Source organism: Sphingobacterium bambusae (assembly GCF_033955345.1).
Lineage (GTDB): Bacteria > Bacteroidota > Bacteroidia > Sphingobacteriales > Sphingobacteriaceae > Sphingobacterium > Sphingobacterium bambusae.
The window spans coordinates 522,178-543,864 of the sequence record NZ_CP138332.1; the positions used below are offsets into that span (position 1 = coordinate 522,178).

At 48.6% G+C, this 21,687-nt stretch carries 21 protein-coding genes and 1 riboswitch; of the genes, 15 read left to right on the forward strand and 6 right to left on the reverse strand.

The window, feature by feature from the left end; genetic code table 11:
• The first annotated feature begins 109 nt into the window (after nt 1-109).
• From SCB77_RS02215 to SCB77_RS02225, 3 genes are read left to right on the forward strand one after another with little or no spacing between them, the layout of a single operon-like run.
• On the forward strand, nt 110-898 hold the full coding sequence (locus SCB77_RS02215; RefSeq protein WP_320184797.1) for an N-formylglutamate amidohydrolase: 789 nt from the start codon (nt 110-112) through the stop codon (nt 896-898).
• The gene (locus tag SCB77_RS02220) at nt 882-2,726 is read left to right on the forward strand and encodes a flavohemoglobin expression-modulating QEGLA motif protein (RefSeq protein ID WP_320184798.1); all 1,845 of its coding nucleotides are present in this window, start codon (nt 882-884) and stop codon (nt 2,724-2,726) included. The genes SCB77_RS02215 and SCB77_RS02220 overlap by 17 nt, the downstream gene beginning before the upstream one ends.
• Before the next feature lie 9 nt (nt 2,727-2,735).
• Nucleotides 2,736-3,743, forward strand: a complete 1,008-nt coding sequence (locus tag SCB77_RS02225) for an ATP-grasp domain-containing protein (protein WP_320184799.1) — start codon at nt 2,736-2,738, stop codon at nt 3,741-3,743.
• Between the two features lie 65 nt (nt 3,744-3,808).
• On the opposite strand, the gene SCB77_RS02230 is transcribed toward SCB77_RS02225, so the two are convergent.
• Nucleotides 3,809-4,774 (reverse strand): YihY/virulence factor BrkB family protein, encoded by a 966-nt coding sequence (locus tag SCB77_RS02230; RefSeq protein ID WP_320184800.1) that lies wholly within the window; start codon nt 4,772-4,774, stop codon nt 3,809-3,811.
• Nucleotides 4,775-4,882: 108 nt separating this feature from the next.
• On the opposite strand from SCB77_RS02230, the gene SCB77_RS02235 reads away from it, so the two are divergent.
• The 4 genes from SCB77_RS02235 to SCB77_RS02250 all read left to right on the forward strand — a co-directional run bounded on the left by SCB77_RS02235 (nt 4,883) and on the right by SCB77_RS02250 (nt 9,507).
• Entirely contained in the window at nt 4,883-5,926 is a 1,044-nt protein-coding gene (locus SCB77_RS02235; protein ID WP_320184801.1) for a threonine aldolase family protein, read from the forward strand.
• Nucleotides 5,927-5,932: 6 nt separating this feature from the next.
• Nucleotides 5,933-6,394, forward strand: a complete 462-nt coding sequence (locus SCB77_RS02240; protein WP_320184802.1) for a hypothetical protein — start codon at nt 5,933-5,935, stop codon at nt 6,392-6,394.
• 100 nt (nt 6,395-6,494) lie between these two features.
• Nucleotides 6,495-8,981 carry a S9 family peptidase gene (locus tag SCB77_RS02245; RefSeq protein WP_320184803.1) on the forward strand — a complete coding sequence of 829 codons (2,487 nt, stop codon included), beginning with the start codon at nt 6,495-6,497 and terminating at the stop codon, nt 8,979-8,981.
• Between the two features lie 148 nt (nt 8,982-9,129).
• Nucleotides 9,130-9,507 carry a DoxX family protein gene (locus SCB77_RS02250; protein WP_320184804.1) on the forward strand — a complete coding sequence of 126 codons (378 nt, stop codon included), beginning with the start codon at nt 9,130-9,132 and terminating at the stop codon, nt 9,505-9,507.
• A 60-nt stretch (nt 9,508-9,567) separates the two neighbouring features.
• Here the strand turns inward: SCB77_RS02250 and SCB77_RS02255 are convergent, their stop codons facing one another.
• From SCB77_RS02255 to SCB77_RS02270, 4 genes are all read right to left on the reverse strand, one after another.
• Nucleotides 9,568-9,981 (reverse strand): GNAT family N-acetyltransferase, encoded by a 414-nt coding sequence (locus SCB77_RS02255; protein ID WP_320184805.1) that lies wholly within the window; start codon nt 9,979-9,981, stop codon nt 9,568-9,570.
• An 18-nt stretch (nt 9,982-9,999) separates the two neighbouring features.
• Nucleotides 10,000-10,494: a thioredoxin family protein gene (locus tag SCB77_RS02260; RefSeq protein ID WP_320184806.1), complete on the reverse strand. Its 495-nt coding sequence runs from the start codon at nt 10,492-10,494 to the stop codon at nt 10,000-10,002.
• Nucleotides 10,495-10,569: 75 nt separating this feature from the next.
• Nucleotides 10,570-12,816: a glucosylglycerol-phosphate synthase gene (gene ggpS / locus SCB77_RS02265; protein ID WP_320184807.1), complete on the reverse strand. Its 2,247-nt coding sequence runs from the start codon at nt 12,814-12,816 to the stop codon at nt 10,570-10,572.
• Complete coding sequence (locus SCB77_RS02270) at nt 12,813-13,802, reverse strand: NAD(P)H-dependent glycerol-3-phosphate dehydrogenase (RefSeq protein ID WP_320184808.1); 990 nt, start codon at nt 13,800-13,802, stop codon at nt 12,813-12,815. Before SCB77_RS02270 ends, ggpS begins: the two co-directional genes overlap by 4 nt.
• A 199-nt stretch (nt 13,803-14,001) precedes the next feature.
• Here SCB77_RS02270 and SCB77_RS02275 point away from each other — a divergent pair, with 199 nt between their 5' ends.
• Complete coding sequence (locus SCB77_RS02275; RefSeq protein WP_320184809.1) at nt 14,002-14,967, forward strand: cytochrome-c peroxidase; 966 nt, start codon at nt 14,002-14,004, stop codon at nt 14,965-14,967.
• A 7-nt stretch (nt 14,968-14,974) separates the two neighbouring features.
• Here the strand turns inward: SCB77_RS02275 and SCB77_RS02280 are convergent, their stop codons facing one another.
• Complete coding sequence (locus SCB77_RS02280) at nt 14,975-15,409, reverse strand: hypothetical protein (protein ID WP_320184810.1); 435 nt, start codon at nt 15,407-15,409, stop codon at nt 14,975-14,977.
• A 160-nt stretch (nt 15,410-15,569) separates the two neighbouring features.
• A riboswitch (TPP riboswitch) is annotated at nt 15,570-15,665 on the forward strand.
• A 66-nt stretch (nt 15,666-15,731) separates the two neighbouring features.
• On the opposite strand from SCB77_RS02280, the gene thiS reads away from it, so the two are divergent.
• The 7 genes from thiS to SCB77_RS02315 are packed head-to-tail and all read left to right on the forward strand — an operon-like array spanning nt 15,732 to nt 21,610.
• Nucleotides 15,732-15,944, forward strand: a complete 213-nt coding sequence (gene thiS, locus SCB77_RS02285; RefSeq protein ID WP_320184811.1) for a sulfur carrier protein ThiS — start codon at nt 15,732-15,734, stop codon at nt 15,942-15,944.
• 13 nt (nt 15,945-15,957) lie between these two features.
• Nucleotides 15,958-17,778: a phosphomethylpyrimidine synthase ThiC gene (thiC, locus tag SCB77_RS02290; protein WP_320184812.1), complete on the forward strand. Its 1,821-nt coding sequence runs from the start codon at nt 15,958-15,960 to the stop codon at nt 17,776-17,778.
• A 2-nt stretch (nt 17,779-17,780) separates the two neighbouring features.
• Nucleotides 17,781-18,368 (forward strand): thiamine phosphate synthase, encoded by a 588-nt coding sequence (locus SCB77_RS02295; protein WP_320184813.1) that lies wholly within the window; start codon nt 17,781-17,783, stop codon nt 18,366-18,368.
• Nucleotides 18,259-19,017, forward strand: coding sequence for a thiamine phosphate synthase (gene thiE / locus SCB77_RS02300; RefSeq protein ID WP_320184814.1), 759 nt, complete (start codon nt 18,259-18,261; stop codon nt 19,015-19,017). The genes SCB77_RS02295 and thiE overlap by 110 nt, the downstream gene beginning before the upstream one ends.
• On the forward strand, nt 18,989-19,777 hold the full coding sequence (locus SCB77_RS02305; protein ID WP_320184815.1) for a thiazole synthase: 789 nt from the start codon (nt 18,989-18,991) through the stop codon (nt 19,775-19,777). The genes thiE and SCB77_RS02305 overlap by 29 nt, the downstream gene beginning before the upstream one ends.
• A complete protein-coding gene (gene thiH / locus SCB77_RS02310) occupies nt 19,770-20,891 on the forward strand; it encodes a 2-iminoacetate synthase ThiH (RefSeq protein ID WP_320184816.1) in 1,122 nt (373 codons plus the stop codon). Before SCB77_RS02305 ends, thiH begins: the two co-directional genes overlap by 8 nt.
• Entirely contained in the window at nt 20,888-21,610 is a 723-nt protein-coding gene (locus tag SCB77_RS02315; RefSeq protein ID WP_320184817.1) for a HesA/MoeB/ThiF family protein, read from the forward strand. The genes thiH and SCB77_RS02315 overlap by 4 nt, the downstream gene beginning before the upstream one ends.
• The last annotated feature ends 77 nt before the right edge of the window (nt 21,611-21,687 follow it).

Below are 21,687 nucleotides of genomic sequence, written 5' to 3' on the forward strand. Positions count from 1 at the left end.
TAGTGGCGAGGCCTGCAAAAGTCAAGCAGTGCCTCGCCTTTTCCATCCGCCTATTCAAAACTATTTATCGTTTCTCACGTTATCATTACAAACAATAAAACCTTATTGTATGCCGACACTATTGGAATATAATGTACGTAAAGCAGACAACGCCTATTGGGCTTTCGCCATCCATGATGGACATCATATCAGCCCGGCCTTGGAAGGCTACTACCAGCTCAACGAGGAGCAGCGTCTGCGCGAAGAGGATCCCCATACGGGATGTATGGTCGAGCTTCCCTGCAATCAGTTTATTGTCCATACCTCCCGCTTTCAGCTGGATATCAACCGAAAGCTAGAGGAAGCCATTTACCGCAGCCCGGACATGGCTTGGGGGTTGCAGGTCTACAAGGAGCTGCCGCCAGCATCACTACTCCAACAGCTTTCCGATGATTACCATTCGATTTACACACAAATTGATCAATGGATCGAGGAAACCATCGCACAACACGGATATTTTATCGCTTTTGATGTGCATAGCTACAATGCCAAGCGACAAGCTCCCGATGAAATCGTCGACGAAGTAAGCAACCCGCAGATCAACTTGGGTACGCTCTATAACGATGAAAAATGGCGCCCCGTGATTGATCAGTTTATGGCGAGCATAACGGCCAATCAGGTGCTCGACCAAAACATCGACATCCGGGAAAATGTGAAATTCAAAGGCGGACAGCTGGCACAGCACCTGCTGCAAAAATATGGAGATAAGGGTTGCGTGCTATCCGTAGAATTCAGGAAAGATTTTATGGATGAATGGACTGGTGTGCCCTTTATGCCTGTGGTGCAAGCCTACAAGCAATTGCTGATGCATGCGCTCAAGGACCTACAAAACATGCTGCCCTATGGAAGCACCAGATAAAATACTGCCGCAGATATTACGAGCGATCAAAGACAACATCCCTATTCATAAACAAATACCGAATACGGGGAAAATAGTCTTTAACAAGATCGTCCCCTATATCTTCATCTATAGAATGCCTTTCGAGGGTAAAGATCGTCTGTTGGCCGAATTGGCAAAGTCCGAGCTGGCCAGTGTCATCTTTATTCCTGAGAAATCCACCTACGACGTTAGCGGATGGATTCGCAAGGTGGCTAAAGCACTGGCCGACGAGTTTGGCACATGCCTACTGGTGGAGGTGTGGAATGCCGAAGATGAAGAGCAGACCAGTGATGTGGCGGTTCACCTCGCGCAAAAGAATGTGCTCGACCTTGCCGAATACTTGGCCAAGAATATACGCACGGAGGCACCTGAGCTGCTCGTCGATCTAAAGAAGGGCAACAGGCTACCCAGCCCGCCGGATCGGCCGGCCTTGGTTGATGCGCAAGATGCCAAAGATAATTTGGTACTTTCCTTAGGCCTCTCCATCCGAAAGCGCTACGAAGATACGGACGGTAAGCACCTGCCGCTAATGCTGCGCAATATGCGCGAAGGATTGGCAAAAAGCCTATCGCGGTTATTCTTTGAGTTCGTGCGGGTACATACCAATGTGCGCGCAGCGCATTTCAAAATGAAGGTGCACGAGCGCCTCAACGAACAGATCTACGAGATCGATGCCGTATTGGCCAAGGAAAGCCAGAAGTTCGATTTTCTGCTGTTGACCACGCCCATCAATGCTAATGATGCTTGGCTGCAGTTCAAAAAGGAAAAATTTCGGAAGACACCGAAATTCCATTATCGACCCATGCCCATCGATCCAGATATTGTAAAGCGCAGCTTGTACAACCTACGTATCGAAGATATCTACGACCCAACCATTGCCTACCTATTTCGGGATAAACGTCGCGAACTGGATGATATGATGACCATGTTGGCCTCGCGCGGCACGCCCGATTTCAAATATGGCAGCCTGATGGTCTTTGGAAACGTCAGCGATAGCCTCTATGAGCTGGCCAAAGCATTGCTTATTGCCATAGACAGTATCCCGCAAACGGAAAGGTATGATGAAGACGAGCTAGACGCCCGACAATTTGCGCAACTGGCCAAAGAGGAAATATCTTTCCTGCAGCAGCAGGCACCGAGCTTCAGCACCAGTGTGCGGATTAGGGACGACATTTCCGGCGTGATGGTCAACCACGGTGTGCTCAATATCAGCAAGCAATACAGGATCAGCCGTAAACGTGCGCAGGCACTGATCCAACATGAGGTGGGTACACACATCATTACCTACTTCAATGGAAAAGAGCAGACATTCAGCTTATTTCGTCAAGGCGTGCCGGGCTATGAGCAGCTGCAGGAGGGCTTGGCCGTACTGGCCGAATATATGGTAGATGGACTCACCAACGAGCGCCTGCGTATCCTCGCAGGCCGTGTCCTAGCTGTGCGCTATATGTTGATGGGACATACCTTTGTAGAAACTTTCGATATGTTGCACGAAGAGTTTCGATTTGATCAAGAAACGGCCTTTACCATGACTATGCGCGTTTACCGCTCGGGCGGATTGACGAAAGACGCGCTATACCTACAAGGCTTTATGGAGCTGATCGAATACATTCAGGAAGGCAAAGATCTGGATATCCTTACCATCGGCAAGATACGCGAGGACTACCTGCCCATTATTGCCGACCTGATGCAGCGCGGCATCCTGAAACAACCTTTGCTAAAACCCCGTTACTTGCAAGAGCCCTACGTGAACAAGCTAAAGGACGTAAAGCATTTTGCAAGCATCTTTAAAATGATAAATTACTAGCATGTATATATGAACATCGCATTCTTAATCAACCAAACCCATAAAGAGGAGGCCAGCTTCACGACCACCCTATTGGCATTTAAGGCCCACAAACGCGGCCACAAGATTTTTTACATAGGCTTGGCCGACTTCTCCTACCATGGGGAGCATAGCGTTGGTGCGCACTGCCGAATTTTAGAACCCAGTGAGGAGGTCGCCAATGAAGAAGAATTGATGGCCAACCTGCGCGACAAAAAGAAGGAGTTTGTCGATGCCAAGCAAATGGATGTCCTTTGGATACGCTATGATCCCGTGCTCGACATGATCAGCAGACCTTGGGCATCGGCCACGGCTCTGCAGTTTGCCCAGCTGATCAAGCGCCAAGGTACTTGGGTGATCAACGACCCCGATAAGCTGGTGGAAGCCACCAATAAGCTTTATTTGGAGTATTTTCCGAAAAGCATCCGCCCAAAGACGGTCATCACCCGCAGCTACGACGATGTGGTGCAATTCCTAGACCAGCAGGAAGACCAAATTATTCTGAAACCGCTGAAAGGTTCAGGGGGCAAAAATGTGTTTCTCCTGAAAAAAGATGAACGCCATAACCTCAAGCAGACGGTCGAAGTAATTGCCCGAGATGGATATCTCTTGGCGCAAGAATACCTGCCCGCAGCAACAAATGGTGATATCCGCTTTTTCTTGGTCGACGGCAAACCGCTAGTCGTGGATGGCAAGTATGCCAGCGTAAACCGCGTGCAGCAGAAAGGCGATATCCGCAGCAATATCCACCAAGGCGGCAAAGCTCAAGCGGCAGCGATTGACGACAGCATCCTGCACACCGTTAGTCAGGTATCCGACAAATTGAAAGAAGACGGTATGTACTTCGTCGGACTGGATATCGTAGGCGACAAAATTATGGAGATCAATGTGTTTAGCCCCGGTGCGCTACTGCACGCCGGACAGCTCAATGGCGTGGACTATGCCACGGCCCTGCTAGAAGATATCGAGCGAAATTATAAACAACGAAGTCAAAAGTAATATCCATGAAAAAAGGCATCTCAACGGATGCCTTTTTTCCTATATAAAACTTTAATTTCTAATCACTAATCAGCGCTAACTTCCTTTCCTACCGTTGATGGTGGCACCACCTTAACTTCGCGCTCCGTTTCTTTTAATTCGACATGCACAGCAAATTCGGAAGGCTCAATAGGCACCCCTTTGTAGGCCGCATATTCCCGGGTGTAGGTGGCGCCTAAGTACAAGATCGCCGCCGTGTAGTATACCCACAACAAGATAAGCACAATGGAACTGGCGGCACCATAAGTAGATTCTGTGCTGGAGTTTTCGATATACAAGCCAATGCCAAAGCGACCAATAACAAAAAGCAAAGCCGTAAACAAAGCCCCCGATCGCACGGTGCGCCATTGAATATTGACATCCGGCAATACCTTAAAGATAACGCCAAACAAGACGAATATCACGCCAAAGGAGATCAAAAAGTTAATGGAGCTGAACAAAAAGACCGTAATCTCAGGGAAGAAACGCTGCAGCCGATCCGTGAAGGCAAGGATAACACCATTGACAATCAGCGTAACGACCAACAAGAAGCCAAGGCCAATAACCAAGGAAGAGGAAAGCAAGCGATCTTTAATCAACTTGACCCAGCCCTTTTTTACTTTGGGACGAACCTGCCAAATTTTGTTGATAGAGTTCTGTATATCGCCAAATACGGTGGTGGCCCCAAGCAGCAAGGTTACCGCGCTGATGATTAACGCCATGGTCGATTTACCCGACAGCGAAAGGTTAGCAATCACTTCCTGCACCTGCTGCGCGGCACGCGCGCCAACGAAACCACGCAGCTCCTCATACACCTTACCCTGCGTAGCATCTTGTCCGAGAAACACGCCCGCCAAGGAGATGATCAAGACCAACATCGGCCCTAACGAAAACACCGTGTAATAGGCCAGCGATGCACTGAATTTCAAGCCATCCTCGCCCATAAACCCTGTTACGGAATTTTTCAAGATGGTAAAATGCGATTTTACTGTTTCCAATTTTCCCTTTGCCATAAGCTACTTTATTCATTTTGTTCAGCTAAAGAACCCCATTGCGCATAGAAAAGTTTAGAAAAAATCCGTCGCTTAGGATAAAGCCTGTACTTTTGTGTCTTAAATAGCATGATGTACAACTTTAAAAATGACTACGCCGAAGGCGCACATCCCCTTATATTAGACAAACTAGCTAGCAGCAATTTTGAGCAGGAGCTGGGCTATGGGGACGATCGTTTTTCCGAAAAAGCAAAACAAGCCATCCGCGCCAAGATTGGGCAGCCCGATGCCCCCCTATATTTTGTATCGGGCGGCACGCAGGCCAACCTTTTGGTTATTTCGCATCTCTTGCGCCCACATGAGGCCGTGATTAGCGCTAAAACCGGACATATATACGCCAATGAAACCGGAGCCATTGAAGCCACCGGGCACCGCGTGATCACCGTTGAACCGGAAAATGGAAAAGTAACAGCCACAGCCGTAGCAGCGGTCATCGCCGCACATCAGCTGCGCCCACACGTGGTGAAGCCTAAAATGTTGTACATCTCCAATTCTACCGAACTGGGCACAATATATCGTAAGGATGAACTGATCGCGCTGCATGCGGCATGCAGGCAACATGGTCTGCTGCTGTTCATGGATGGCGCCCGCTTGGGACATGCCTTGACCGCAACCGCCAACGACCTCTCCCTAGCCGAAATCGCCTTGCACACCGACGTGTTTTATATAGGCGGAACAAAAAATGGTGCTCTACTTGGGGAAGCCATTGTTTTCCCTACAGCACAACTTGCCACTGACTTTGACTACAGCCTGAAGCAAAAGGGTGCCCTACTGGCCAAAGGCCGCATATTAGGCATACAGTTCCTTGCCCTATTTGAAGACAACCTCTACTTTGACCTAGCAAAGCACGCCAATGATCGCGCCCAACAGATTGCGGACAGCATCAGCGCATGCGGCTTTTCCTTCTTAACGCCCCCACAAACCAATCAGCTATTTCCCATTTTGCCCAAAAAGCTGATTGAGCAACTTCTTGCTAATTATGCCTTTTACGTGTGGACGGAAATCGATCAAGCATATGCCGCTGTGCGTATTATTACTTCATGGGCAACCGATGCCACGCAGGTAGATAATTTCTGTGCGGACATAAAGGAGCTATCAAAAACATTAGCGTAGGAAAATATGGATGCTTCTACCCTATTGATCTTCCATTCCTACTACCGTTGGGTAGTGCTACTCGCGATGTTGTTTCAGTTGGCTTGGCTTTGGTGGAACAGTAAGAGCCAAACGGTCTTTCTCCAGAAACACTTTTATATGGTACTTGGTTTAACCATACTTTACGACATACAGCTGCTTATAGGTTTCTTGCTCTACTTTCACTCTCCGCTGGTCGATGCTTTCCTACAAAATGTGGGGCTAGGCATTAAAAACAGACAACTTCGCTTTTTCGGTTTAGAGCATGCAAGTGTCATGAGCCTAGCGTTGCTGCTTAGTAATATCGTAGCTTTCCGTTGTGTGAAAAAAGTAGGGCAACAGCATGTTTTCAGGTATGTATTACGGTGGTATATCGCTATTTTTCTGCTTATCCTGAGCTCCGTTCCCTGGTCCTTTTCGCCATTAACGAGCCGCCCAAGTTTCCGCTAGGGCTTCAAAAGTATAATGTCCTTAAATTTTTACAATTCGCATCCCCCTATCCCTCGCACTTTTCGCTACTTTAGCGAAAAAAAACATCACTAACACCAATATGCGAAAACTCTGCACCGTTCTACTGGCCAGCATCTACTTTGTTGCGCCAGCCCAAGAGCAAAAAAAGCAGCACGACAAGGCAAATTATGGCCTCGCTGCAAAATTCTCGCCCACAAAACTCCAAAATCTTATTTTTTCTACGGACGTACGCCCCAACTGGATCAACCATTCCGACAGGTTTTGGTACGAATACCGCACATCTACCGGCAAAAAGTGGTATGTGGTGGATCCGCAGGCAAAATCACGTCAAGTTCTTTTTGATAATGCCGACCTCGCCGCTCAGGTGACCAAGATTGTCAAAAACCCCTTCGACGCACAGCATTTGGCCTTGGAAAACCTAGAGTTTACAGATGATGAAAAGCGCATTCGCTTTGAAGTGAAAAGCAGCAAGGATACCGTAAAGAATAAAGAAGAAATTGCCAAACTGAAGAATAAGTCGGATACCCTCAAAAAGAAAGTATTCTACTTGGAATATGATCTGGCGACCAAACAGGTAAAAGAGCTGGACGAAAGCAGCAAAGAGAAAGCCAAACCTTACTGGGCAAGCCTTTCTCCAGACACTAGCCGTGTGTTCTTTGCCAAGAACTACAACCTGTATTGGATGGATAAAGAAAATTTTGCGAAAGCGATCAAGGATGATAAAGATTCGACCATCGTGGAGCATCAGTTTACCACCGACGGGGTGCAGCACTATGCTTGGGGGGGCGATCAATATAGCACCACCACAGGCGGCGATAAGGAGGATGATGAGACGAAGAAAAGACAACCCGTGCGTTTACTTTGGTCGCCAAACGGACAACATTTTGTGTTGACGCGCAAAGACAACAGACACCTCAGTCCGCTATGGGTGATCAACAATGTGGGGCAGCAACGCCCAACCTTGGAAACCTATAAATACTTGATGCCTGGCGAAACCGACTCGACAGAAGTCGATATGTACCTGTTCAACGCACAGGACCTCAGCTCCAAAAAGATCGCTGTCAATGCTTTCAAAAACCAAACGGTAGGCATTTACAACAAAGATGCCGATAAGTCAAGCTACAAAGGCAAATATTACATCAGCTACTGGCTGGGCGATAACGAAGAATTCTACATCAACCGTTCCAGTCGCGATCTAAAACGTATTGACATTGTTTCGGTCAACATCAATGGCCAAACCCGCAGCCTAGTCGAAGAGCGATCGAATGTCTATCTCGACATCAAGAAACCTTACTTCATTAAAAATGGCAGCCAATTTATCCACTGGTCGCAACGCGATGGCTGGGGGCATTTCTACCTGTACAACAAAGATGGTAAGCTTGTGAAGCAACTGACAAAAGGCGAGTTTAACTGCAATGACGTTACCGGTTTTGATGCGGCTACACAGCAATTCACCTTTACCGCCAATGGCAAAGAACGTAATGAAGACCCTTACTACCTGCATCACTATGCTTTGCCGATTGCTGGTGGCGAGCCGAAGCTGTTGAACAAAGGCGATTTTGACAACCAAGTGGAGGTGAGCGAAAGCGGGAAATACTTTATCAACAACTCTTCCCGCGTAAACTCCGTTCCGCAATCCAACTTGTACAGCTCAAGCGGTCAACTGATTATGAAACTGGAAGAAGCTGATCTAGATTTACTATTCGCAGCAGGATACAAATTTCCGGAGCCTTTCAAAGTAAAAGCTGGCGACGGTATTACCGATCTTTATGGTGTAATGTACAAGCCCTTCGATTTTGACTCTACGCAGGTATATCCTATCGTAGAATATGTATACCCAGGGCCGCAGACGGAAGCCGTGAACAAAGCCTTCGGTCGCAGCATGGACCGTATAGATCGCCTTGCGCAGATGGGCTTTATCGTCATCACGGTAGGGAACCGCGGTGGACACCCCGACCGCTCAAAATGGTACCATACCTATGGCTATGGCAACCTGCGCGACTACGGTTTGGAAGATAAGAAAGTTGCTGCCGAGCAACTGGCCAACCGTTACGATTTCATCGATATCAATCGGGTAGGCATCACCGGACATTCCGGCGGCGGATTTATGTCTACCGCAGCGATGTTGGTGTATCCAGACTTTTTCAAAGTTGCCGTATCGGGAGCTGGAAACCATGAGAACAACATCTACAATCGCTGGTGGAGCGAGCGCCACCACGGTGTGGCCGAGAAAGTAAGCGCCAAAGGCGATACCACCTTCTCCTATCAGATCGAAAAGAATACCGAACTGGCTAAAAACCTAAAAGGAAAGCTTCTTATAGCCACAGGCGATATCGATAACAATGTGCACCCAGCAAACTCCATCCGTATGGCCGAGGCGCTAATCAAAGCCAACAAACGTTTTGATTTTGTGCTGCTGCCCGGACAACGCCACGGCTTCGGCAACATGACGGAATATTTCTTCTGGAAAATGGCCGACTACTTCGCCGAGCACCTGCTGGGCGACTCCAACCGTGATCAAGTCGACATCACAGAAATAAACAAAGAGCAACCGCTCCGTAGATAATAGAAAAGGTTAGCAGCAAAACAAGCTGCTAACCTTTTTACTTTTTATCAACGGCTATCTTTCCCTAAGACAAGAAATTAAAGCGCCTATTGGAAATACAATTTTCTGCGCTACATTTGTTATTATCAACAATGTAAACTTAATCGTCATGAAAATTGTCAAATTTATCTTCAGCTTACTTTTCGGTTTGATGTTTATCAACGCCGGGCTCAGCAAGTTTTTCAACTATATGCCTATGCCCGAGCTTACGCCCGAGCAAATGGAAATATTCGCTGCTATGGAAAAACTAAAGTGGATTACACCTTTGGCGGGACTGGTAGAAATTATCGGCGGACTGTTGTTTATTTTCCCACGTACACGTGCGCTAGGTGCTATCGTCATCCTGCCGGTGATGGTGGGTATCGTGGTGCACAACTACACCTTCGAGCCGAGCGGCCTCGCCATCGCCCTTCCGCTATTACTGATAAACATATGGATGATTATCGATAACCGTGCAAAATTTCAGCACCTGCTCGACAAGAACTAGTTATAAAAAATGCCTCGTTTCAGGATTAATCCAAAACGAGGCATTTTTTACAGCTATATCTTAAATCGCTACTGCCATACGCACATAACCCAAGCCATTTCGTTCAAAGGGGATTCCCACTTGTCGCATACCTACGCGCTCGTAATAAGATACCGCCGATAGGCGCGCATGGCACCAAATCGATGCGATTTTCCATTCCTTGGCATACGCAAATACCCTGCGCAACAGCGCAGTTCCCACCCCTTTGCCTTGGTAGTCCGCCCGAACAGCAAACTTCCTAAACTGCAAACCGTCGCCCGCAGCGAATAGCGAAATCACACCAATCAGCTTATTATCGTGGTAGGCACCAAAATGAGTTGCCTCAAAATCCCCATCAATCATCACATCGGCAAGGGTGCCAGCCGGATACAGCACCACTTGGCGCAAACGCCAGGTGACGGCAGCAGTGACCTGCTCAATAACCAAATCTTCCATTACTTCCAATAGCTGCAATTATCGCTTGTAGCTATTAAAAAAGGCCAATACCTTCGACTGGTCGTAGCTTTCCCCGGCCTCCAAGGAACCACTATCGCGCACGGCAAGCACCTCGCCCTGCCCATTGAGCACAATAAAGAATGGATAGCCCAACGAGCCACCTTGCGGCGCGTAGCGTTTAAATACCGCTTCGTTTTTATTCTCTTTAGAATAGTTGAGGTGGTAATACAAAAAGTCGCTTTCCAAAAGGGCGCTGATCTTCGCATCGCTATGGATGTAGTTGTTAAAACGAAGGCACCAAATGCACCAATTACCACCAGCCTGAATGATCAACGTTTTGCCATCTTTCTTGGCAATCTGCAGTAAGCTATCAATATCTGCTTGCGCATTAGCCTCTGGGTGGTAAGGCTTCGCCAACTCCTGCGACTTGGCTACTGCCGCGGTTTGTGCCTCGGCCGCGCTCCATGCACAGGCAAAGAAAAGTATAAACAGACCTGTAATAAGCTTTTTCATATCCTATTTTTTTTAAACTAAGGTAGTAAAATTATCGATTCCTAAGACCTTCCTAGCTATCGCCAAAAGAGGGCATTAATTCTTTCTTGCCTTTTCTAGCTCTTTTACAAAGTCCTTTCCCCAGTAATGTATGTCGTAGTATTTCACTTGGTCGTACAGCCTTTTAATGCGTGCGGCGCGTTCATCCTCCGGCATCAGCAAGGCCTTCAGCAGACTCTCTTTCATACTCTTGGTATCATAAGGATTGGTCAAGATAGCGTAAGGCAGCTCCACGGAAGCTCCGGCAAATTCGGAGAGCACCAAAGCTCCATCGCCGCCGATAATACCTTGTGCCGCTACATATTCCTTGGCTACGAGGTTAAGTCCGTCGCGTAAGGGCGTAATCCAAGCGATGTCGCTACTGGCATACAGGCTTACCACCTCCTCAAAAGGCAAGGCACGATAGAAATACTGTATAGGCACCCAGTCCATCGTCGCAAAGCGGCCGTTAATCTCGCCTACCGCGCGGTTCACTTCATCCCGTATATCGTCGTAGATCTTCATGCCCTGCGAAGGCGGCGTACAGATATTGACCAGTTCCACTTTTCCGCGATACTCTGGATACTCTTCCAGAAACTCGCCAAACGCCTGTATTTTTTCCAACGGGCCTTTCACATAATCCAAGCGTTCTACCGAGAGAATGGTGCTCATTTCCTGCCCCGATTTTTTCACCAAAGCACGCTCTATCTTCTTGCGGATATCGCTCTTCTTCAAGATGCTCTCCACTTTCTCCATATTCACGCCCACGGGCTGCGCCCCCAGTCGTATCTGCCGCCCATCAATCTCGATGATCTTTGTCATCTGATCGACCCCTAGGGCACAGCTATAGGTCAGAAACTGCTTCGCCGCGTTAATTTTCTTGATCACCTTAAACGGTGTGTGGCTACGTAGCACATCGATAAAGTTTTCGACATAGCGCGGAATATGGAAACTGATAAAATCGCAGAGCAGCAAGCTGCCTATAATCTCTTTACGCCAAGGAATAATATTAAAGATATCCGCTGCCGGAAAAGAAGTATGGTGAAAGAAACCGATGCGCAAATCTGGGCGCAAGGCTTTTAGGTAAGCCGGTACCATCCATAGGTTGTATTCGTGTATCCATACCAAGGCATCCTGATCCGCCTCTTTGGCGATACGCTCCGCAAAAATACGGTTGATCTTCAGGTAATGCTCCCAATCGTCATGGTTGAATTTCGCCTTGTCGACAAAGGAAAAAATAGTTGGCCAAAAAGCCTCCTTGGAAAATACCCGGTAAAACTTGTCGATATCTTCTTTGGGAAGACTGATGGTCGAGGCCACCAAGTTGGGATACTTATCCTCATCGATCAACTCGTTAGGCACCTCGGGACGATCTTTATGTTGCACTTCCTCTCCAATCCATATACCCGATCGTCCCTTCTCGAAAAGACCAAGTAGCGAGGGAATAATACCATTCGGACTCTTTGGCGACACCCGAATCGACTTGCCGTTGACCAGCTCCTGCTCGAAGGGCAATCGATGGTAGACTACTACCAATTGGTTGGATCCTTTTTTTTGTTGTAGCATCTTGCGCTTGCGCATTTCCTCCGCATATTTTGTGAACGATGGAAAATGAGCGAAAGACTCCATAATGCCGCCAGCACCGGCTTCCGTCGCCTGATAGACCAATGCGTCGTTGGCCGTCTGCTCGATCAGGCCGGCCTCTGCTTGTCCCACAACCACGCCTTTATAGCCCGTGCGGTAAAGCGAAAGGTCATTTAAGGTATCTCCTGCTACCAGCACATCATCGGCATCCACATGCAAATGCTCCACCAAGGCCTTTAAGGTACTGCCCTTGTTGACGCCCCGTGGCAACAGGTCCAAGTACTTGTCTACCGAGGTAATCACATCACAGTCGAAGCTTTCCGCCACCTTATAAATGGCATCCAAATTGGCCTCTGCATCATAAAAAAAAGAGCAACGTCTTTGCTGGGGTACCTCTTGAAAGGTAACCGAAGCCACTTCCAGCACTTTCTCGCGAATGGCATAGGTGGATGGCCAGCGCGCTTCGATATCCGTTTGTATAGCGGCAACCGGCTCCAGCGTCAACCCATTGACCACCGTGGCGCCCACATCGGCAATAATATAATTGGGACGGGGGATAAGCGGATCGTTCAACAGGGGAATCACCGACTCTACCCCTCTTCCGGTCACAAACACCAGTTGTATATTGGTATGCTGCTTAATGAGTCTATATAAACGAAGCCGATTTTCCATACTTCCACCCAAAAATGTTCCATCTAAATCTGTCGCTAATAGCATCATATCATATTCCTTTCTAGTAATTTAAATTCTGAAGTCACGGCCATATGGTTGTAAAGAACCCGATAAGCCGTATTAATAATGGGCATATTAAGCCCTAAATTTTTCGCTGTTTCATAAAGTCCCTGCGTGGCCGCATAGCCCTCGGCAACCATAGACATCGCATTCTGCGTCTGTTCTACGCTGTAGCCTCGCCCAATGAGCTCCCCGAAGCTTCGGTTTCTGCTGTGTGGCGAGTAAGCGGTTACCAATAGATCGCCCAAATAGCTGGAGCAGGCAATACGCTGATCGTCCACGTGCAGGCCTTTGAGTAAAAGCTCTAGCTCATAAATAGCGTTGGCCACCAAAACAGCCATGAAATTATCACCATACTGAAGACCTTTGGCCATGCCGCACACCAGTCCCACCACATTCTTATAGATGGCCGCATACTCAATACCGGCAATATCATCGTGTAGGTTGATCGCGAGGTAGCGGCTACGGAAACAGGGCTTCAACTGCTCAAGAAATGCATCGTTCGCGGAGCATATCGTCATATACGTTTTCTTGCCCATACCGATTTCTTCGGCATGACATGGACCAGCCAACACCGCTTGGCGTGAGGCGGGAATACCGAAATAATTCGACACAAAGGCCGACGGCAAAACATTGTCCTTGCCTACCGTCCCTTTTATGGAAGTAATAACCTGCTTATCCTGCATTATAGCCGGATCAATCGATGAACAAAGAGCTGGAAAATGGGCGCTGGGAACAACAAATAGTATAGTTGGGGATTGTTGCAAAACATGGTCTAAATCTGCGGATGCCGTTAGATATTGGGTATCTAGTTTTACGAAGCTCAGATAATCGGGATTCATACCCTGATCGTTGATGGCCTCTACCTGTACCTGTCGCCGTAAGTACCAGTGTACATGCACTTTATTTTCTGTCAAAATTTTCACTAAAGCAGTGGCCCAGCTGCCGCCGCCTATCACACTTATTTCTGTCAAATCATTGCTTTTTATTTGGGAGCTTCATAGGTTCTTCGCTCACCTGTTATCTAATACGATACAAATATAGTAAAAATAAACTAATAAGCAAAATAAAATCCAAATTAAAGCGCTTTTAGCTTTCCCACTATGCATGAAAAAACTATATTTGCGCTAAGATATCATGCGCTGAGGCGCCTCGCTTTCTTGATCAGAACATATGCAAAAAGCCCCATCTCCTACATCTGGAAAGTTCGTTATTTTGGGATTCTTCCTCTTGCTTATTTTGTTGCTTCTTGGCCGTGAGTTTCTGGTTGCACAAAACCCAGAACTACCAACACAGCCCCCTGCGCATTTTCCTAGTTATGTGGATACGACGGTAGGCAGCGTGCAAGGCGCCACACTGGGCAGGATGCTCTTTAACGATCCGCTACTATCCCGGCACCAACAAATTTCCTGCGCGTCCTGTCACCAGCAATCATCATCCTACGCCGACGCCAGCAAACAGTTTAGCGAGGGTGATCTGCACCGTAAGACCCTTAGAAATGCACCCGCACTGATCAACCTTCGCTGGAAGCAGTATTTCTTCGCCGACGGCCGGGCCAATAGTTTAGCCGCTACCATACATAATGCCGTGCTGGATACAAACGAACTGAACAGTAACTGGCCACTTATTGTAGAACGCATGGCAGCACATCCGGTGTATACGACCAAATTCCAAAGACTATATGCCGACGGGCAAATAAACGAGGAAAGGATTGTTCAGGTATTAACCCAATATCTTCAAACCCTGAACTCTTGGCGCAGCACCTATGACGAGGTGATGCTGGGAAGGCAACAGTTTAACGCGGCGGAAAAGCTAGGTTGGAACTTGTTTCAGCAGGAATGCCAATCTTGCCATGTGCCTCCACTGTTTCATGGCGCAGCACCAATCACCAGGGTGGAATCAGCGGATCAATCAACGCCTACTCCGTGGCGTAGCGTTCCTACGCTACGAAATATACGCTATACAGCGCCCTACTATTACGATGGATCGGTACAAACACTCGAAGAACTTCTGCAAACGCATGTCTTAAAAACGGGCCATGGGCAAGGCCAACAAAGAAGTGGGCAAGATGTTGCGGCACTTAAAGCTTTCTTACATAGTCTTTCCGATGCTGCTTTCATCAACAGCAACAGCTATTAATCGAACTTTACTTTTTAATCACCAGGCGAACACGATATTTCTCGCTATCCGATTTGGGTTTGTCTTTAATGGGATATGGCGATAAGCTCACTAAACGATAGGTGTATCCATTAAAAACGGCGGACTTCGCATAGTTTTTGTCGATTATATTTTCGGTGGACAGCAGCAGCGCCTGCGGACGCGTATAGGTGCCCATGGCGGTCAGCTCCACAGCCCCCACTCCTGCCCAAAAGCACTGCACGCCCTTCGGGCAACGGCTATCTTCCAATACGCGGACAAAAGATAGATTTACCTGTTCCTTCTCCAGAAACAGGTTTTGCCCTTCCTCCAAAACCAGCTCGGTACTATCTTGATTGCTCGAGATCACAGAAGATTTAAAACGCTGCGACCGACAAGCGGACAGTCCGGCAACGATGATGATAATGACGATGAGTTTGCGCATAACCAATACTACGAAAATAACAGACAACTTGCTACAATACCGTGGTAATAAGAAGATGAAGGCCACAATCGACCGTCGAGCAACATAGGTTCATCAGCATATAGCTATCCTAAAAAATCAAAAAAATTTTTATTACCAATATATATCCCTATACTTGTTGCATATACTTTAGGGGTGTCTGTCATAACAGGCTGAGATTTTACCCTTGGAACCTGATCTAGTTCATACTAGCGTAGGGAAAAGTAGGTGCACTTCTTTTAGGCTCTTCTATGGGTCGCTGTGGGCATACCTAAAGTATTTTTTTATAGAAAATACGTAGGATATGCAGATAAAAATCAACAATCAACATCATCAATTGCAGGAGCCGTTTCCCGCTTCGCTACAAGAAGCGCTAGACCTGCTCGTACCCGATCTAAAACCCAAGGGCATTGCCGTGGCCTTGAACCAACAGGTTATTCCACGCGCATCCTGGGCGCTTACCGCCCTCCCCGATCAAGCAGAATTATTGATAATCACCGCCACACAAGGCGGCTAACCTTTCTATAACCATGGATCAGCAAACACAACAACTTTCCACGGCCCCTTTTCCCAAATCACGCAAAGTGTACGTACAGGGCCAGCAATTTCCCATTCGCGTCGCCATGCGCGAGATCAGTCTCGATAAAACACGATTGAGCAATGGGCAGCTGGAAGAGAACAGCCCCGTGACGGTGTATGACACCTCAGGACCATACAGTGACCCCAGTGTCGAAATCGATATCCGCAAGGGACTGCCGCGCATCCGCGAGCAGTGGATCCTTGATCGCAGCGATGTCGATCAACTCAAAGCCGTAAGCTCTACCTATGGCCACGAACGACTGCATAACAAAAGCCTTGATCACCTGCGTTTCGACTATCAGCATAGCCCCAAACGGGCAAAATCAGGACATAATGTTAGTCAGCTTTACTATGCCAAGCAAGGTATTGTTACTGCAGAAATGGAATATGTGGCGATACGCGAAAATCAACGTATCCAAGAGAGCAGCTTAGCCGAAGATCCGCTGGCGGTGCAGCATCCGGGCCATAGCTTCGGCGCCAACACGCCTAAAAATTATATTACCGCAGAATTTGTACGGCAAGAGATTGCCGCAGGGCGAGCCATCATTCCCAACAACATCAATCACCCGGAAAGCGAGCCCATGATTATCGGTCGCAATTTCCTAGTCAAGATCAATGCCAACATCGGCAATAGCGCCGTTACTTCGAGCATCGAGGAAGAAGTAGAAAAAGCCGTGTGGGCCTGCCGCTGGGGAGCCGATACCATTATGGATCTATCCACTGGAAAGAACATCCATGAAACGCGGGAATGGATACTGCGCAACTCGCCGGTTCCTATCGGCACAGTGCCCATCTACCAGGCGCTGGAAAAAGTCAACGGCATTGCCGAAAACCTTACTTGGGAAATCTTCCGCGATACCCTTATTGAGCAAGCCGAGCAGGGCGTCTCCTACTTCACGATCCATGCCGGCGTACTGCTGCGCTACATACACCTCACCGCCAAACGCGTGACAGGTATTGTGTCGCGCGGAGGATCCATCATGGCCAAATGGTGTCTTTTTCACCACCAAGAAAATTTCCTATACACCCATTTCGAAGAGATATGCGCGATCATGAAACAATATGACGTCGCCTTTTCTTTGGGCGACGGGCTGCGTCCCGGCGCAATAGCCGACGCCAACGATGCGGCACAGTTTGCCGAGCTGGAAACCTTGGGCGAGCTAACCAAGATCGCCTGGAAGCACGATGTGCAGGTGATGATCGAAGGCCCCGGACATGTGCCCATGCACCTCATCAAAGAAAATATGGAGAAGCAGCTGGAAACCTGCGATGAAGCTCCTTTCTACACGCTGGGTCCACTAACCACGGATATCGCCCCCGGCTACGACCACATCACCTCGGCCATTGGCGCTGCCATGATCGGCTGGTATGGCTGTGCCATGCTCTGCTATGTAACGCCAAAAGAGCATTTGGGACTTCCCAATAAGAAAGACGTGAAGGACGGCGTTATTACCTATAAAATAGCGGCCCATGCTGCCGATCTGGCCAAAGGCCATCCCGGCGCACAATACCGCGACAATGCCCTCAGTAAAGCACGATTCGAATTTCGATGGGAAGATCAATTCAACCTATCGTTGGATCCGGACACGGCACGCGAGTTTCACGATGAGACACTACCTGCAGAAGGCGCGAAAATTGCCCACTTCTGCTCCATGTGCGGACCAAAATTCTGCTCGATGAAAATTACCCAAGAGATCCGCGACAGCGTCGCGGAGGGATTGCAAGAAAAATCGGCTGAATTTATCCAAAGCGGCAAAGAAATATACCTGTAGCTATGCACATCATCACGCTGGGAAATACCACAAAGGAAGAAATAGCCCTGTTGAAAAAGTTGATCGCTTGGCCGGGTGTGTATGTGCATGTCCGCAAGCCCGATCTAAGCGAAGCACAGTATGCACAGTATCTAACTGCTTTTTCAATAGACGAACGGCAATCACTCGTTGCCCATCAATACCCCACACTGTCTATGGACCATGGGCTGCCGCGCCTGCATCTTTCTGCTACACGCAGAAACAGCCTATCGGCGCAGGAGCTACGTTTGTATGCAAGCAGCTCGACGCATAGTTGGGGGGAATTCAATGAGCTTCCCTCCTCCTTTGAAATGGCCTTCATCAGCCCGGTATTTCCCAGTATCTCCAAAAAGGGATATGGGATCGAACAGCAGGTATCTCCTTCGGGACGACAAAACCGGATAAGCAAAGCCATTGCCCTCGGCGGACTAAATGCAGCGCGAATAGCCCATATGAGGCAACATGATTTTGACGACTTTGCGCTCTGTGGCGCCCTTTGGGAAGCTGCAGATCCGCTTCTGGAAGCCAAGCTATGCTATCAGCAATGGACAAACAATCACCTTACTTTTTAATATGCATTACAGCCGTTTACAATATATATCATCCGGTAAAACAACCGAAGAACAGCAACAGCACATTGTGTCTGCGCTTGATCAAGGCGTTTCTTGGATACAGATACGAATGAAAAACGCCGACGAGGACAGCCTCCGCAGGCTTATCCATAACATCGTTGCGCTGAAGCAAACATATACCTTTACCTTGATCGTCAACGACTATGCCCACTTGGCATTGGAAGTCGGCGTAGATGGCCTTCACCTCGGGTTAACGGATATGCCCTTGGCCGAGGCTAGAGCGCTTTTAGGCCCTCAAAAAATTATCGGCGGCACAGCGAACAGCGCGAGCGATGTGCAGCAGCGCATACAGGAGGGCTGCGACTACATCGGTCTGGGGCCGCTGCGCCACACCGATAGCAAAGAGAAGCTCAGCCCGATACTGGGTTTGGAGGGCTATCGATCCATCATGACGCATGTCGATGCCTCATCATTGCCGCCGGTCTTCGCCATCGGCGGCATCAAGGACAGCGACATCAAAGCCCTCCGACAGCTTGGCCTCTATGGTGTAGCCCTCTCCAAGCATATGCAGGATCATTTTGAAAACAAACAACATGTTAAACAGCTAAACACCTTATTATATGAACACGAAATTGACCATCGCGGATAGAACTTTCGACTCGAGATTATTTCTGGGTACTGGAAAATTTGGATCAGCGGCGCTGATGGAATCCGCTATTCATGCTTCCAAAACCGAAATGGTGACGGTAGCCTTGAAGCGCATCGACTTAGAGACCAACACCGACGAGCTCTTGGCACACATCCCCCAACAGCGTATACAACTCTTGCCCAATACCTCTGGAGCACGCACAGCAAAAGAGGCGGTATTGGCAGCCGAGCTTGCGCGCGAGGCGATGGAAACCAACTTTATCAAGCTGGAAATACATCCCGATCCGAAATACCTGCTCCCCGACCCCATCGAAACGCTGCATGCCTGCGAAGCCCTAGCCAAAGCAGGATTCGTGGTATTGCCCTATATCCATGCAGACCCCGTGTTATGCAAAAGATTGGAAGATGTCGGCACCGCCGCCGTCATGCCCTTAGGCTCGCCCATAGGGAGTAACCAAGGCTTAAAGACCGTGGACTTCCTCGAAATCATCATCGCACAGAGTGCCGTCCCTGTTATCGTCGATGCCGGTATTGGCGCGCCATCCGACGCCGCCAAGGCTATGGAAATAGGGGCCGACGCCGTACTGGTGAATACCGCCATCGCTACCGCCCATGATCCTGCCATGGTAGCCGAAGCATTTGCGCTCGCCGTCCACGCCGGACGCTTGGCCTATCAAGCCAAGCTACGCCAAGGTAGCGCGCAGGCGTCTGCAAGCAGTCCATTGACCAACTTTCTAAACACATCCTACCCGCATGCCTAATTCATTTAAGGAGGTCTTCGACCAATACCAGTGGGAAGACGTGAAAAGTCGAATAGCGCAAAGCAACAGCAAAGATGTGCAACGTGCGCTAAGCAAGAGTCAACGTGATCTAGACGACTTTATGGCCTTGCTATCGCCAGCGGCCAAGCCTTTCCTCGAGGAAATGGCGCAACAATCGCAACAGCTGACCATGCAACGTTTTGGCAAAAACATACAAATGTATGCGCCGCTTTACCTCAGCAACGAATGCCATAACATATGCACCTATTGTGGCTTCAGTATGGATAACAAGATCAGGCGCCGCACCCTGTCGGATGCCGAGATCAAGCTAGAGGGACTGGCGCTGCGCGATATGGGTTTCCAGCATGTGTTGCTGGTATCTGGCGAAGCCAACCATACGGTAAACACCGCCTATTTCCTCAACGCCATCCAACAGCTGGGCAAGCTCTTTCCGCAAGTATCCATCGAGGTGCAGCCCTTGGAGCGGGAAGACTACCTCGCCCTGCACCGGGCGAATGTAAACGCCGTGCTCGTGTATCAGGAAACCTATCATCAAGAGGTTTACAAAAACTACCATCCGAAAGGTAAGAAATCCAACTTCCACTACCGGCTAGACACCCCCGACCGCATCGGGCAGGCAGGTATGCACAAGATTGGCCTTGGTGTGCTCTTGGGCTTGGAAGACTGGCGGGTAGACAGCTTTTTCAATGCCCTGCATATAGACTACCTACAACGCCGCTATTGGAAGACCAAATATGCCGTATCCTTTCCGCGGCTACGCCCCGCCGAAGGCGTAGAAGGCCCAAATTTCATCATGGATGATGCGGACTTGCTGCAGTTGATCTGTGCCTACCGACTGTGGAACCCTGATCTGGAAATATCGCTATCCACCCGTGAGCATGAGATTTTTCGGAACCACCTTATTCCATTGGGCATTACCTCCATGAGCGCAGGCTCCAAAACCAACCCCGGCGGCTATGTGGTGGAACCAAGCTCGCTAGAACAATTTGAAATAAGCGATGACCGCCCTGTGGAGATGGTGGTCGAACAAATTAGAAAAATGGGCTATCAGCCGGTATGGAAAGACTGGCAGCCCGAATTCACCGGAATATGAATACTATGCAGCTCAGTAAAGAACAAATTATTCGTTATAAAAAACATATCTCCCTGTCGGGAATTGGCTTGGCAGGGCAAGTAAGCATCCGGCAGGCAAAGGTGCTCGTCGTTGGGGCAGGTGGCCTTGGTAGCCCGATATGCCTCTACCTTGCCGGCGCTGGTGTGGGCACCCTAGCCTGCATAGATTTTGATCGCGTGGAGATCCACAACCTGCATCGGCAGATAGCGCATACCGAGAAAACCATCGGCATGCCCAAGGTATACAGCCTGCAGAAGCAGATCCAGCAGCTCAACTCTGACATCACGTTTTTACCATTACAAGAAAAAGTAAATGCGGACAACATCGATAGCTTAGTTCAAGACTACGATATCATTATCGATGGCTGCGACAATTTCGACACCCGTTATATCGTTAACGATGCCTGCCAGCGGCAAGGAAAAACGCTGGTTTACGGCAGTGTGCTCAACTACGAGATACAGCTGGCACTGTTCAACCACCGTGGGTCGAAAGATCTACGCGCCATATTTCCAGATCCGCCGCACCCCGACGACGTGCCAAGCTGCGACCTCAATGGTGTGCTGGCAAGTACGCCCGGCATTCTGGCCCTGATGATGGCACAGGAAACCTTGAAGGTGATACTAGGCCTACCTTGCCTGCACAACCAATGGTTAATTATGGATACGCTCACTTGGGAAATTCAAAAACTACATTATTAAAACATGCAGAATAAAGCCTTAAACCCACGCATCGTCCGTTATTTTGAACTTAAACCCTAGAAATTCGATTTTTTTAT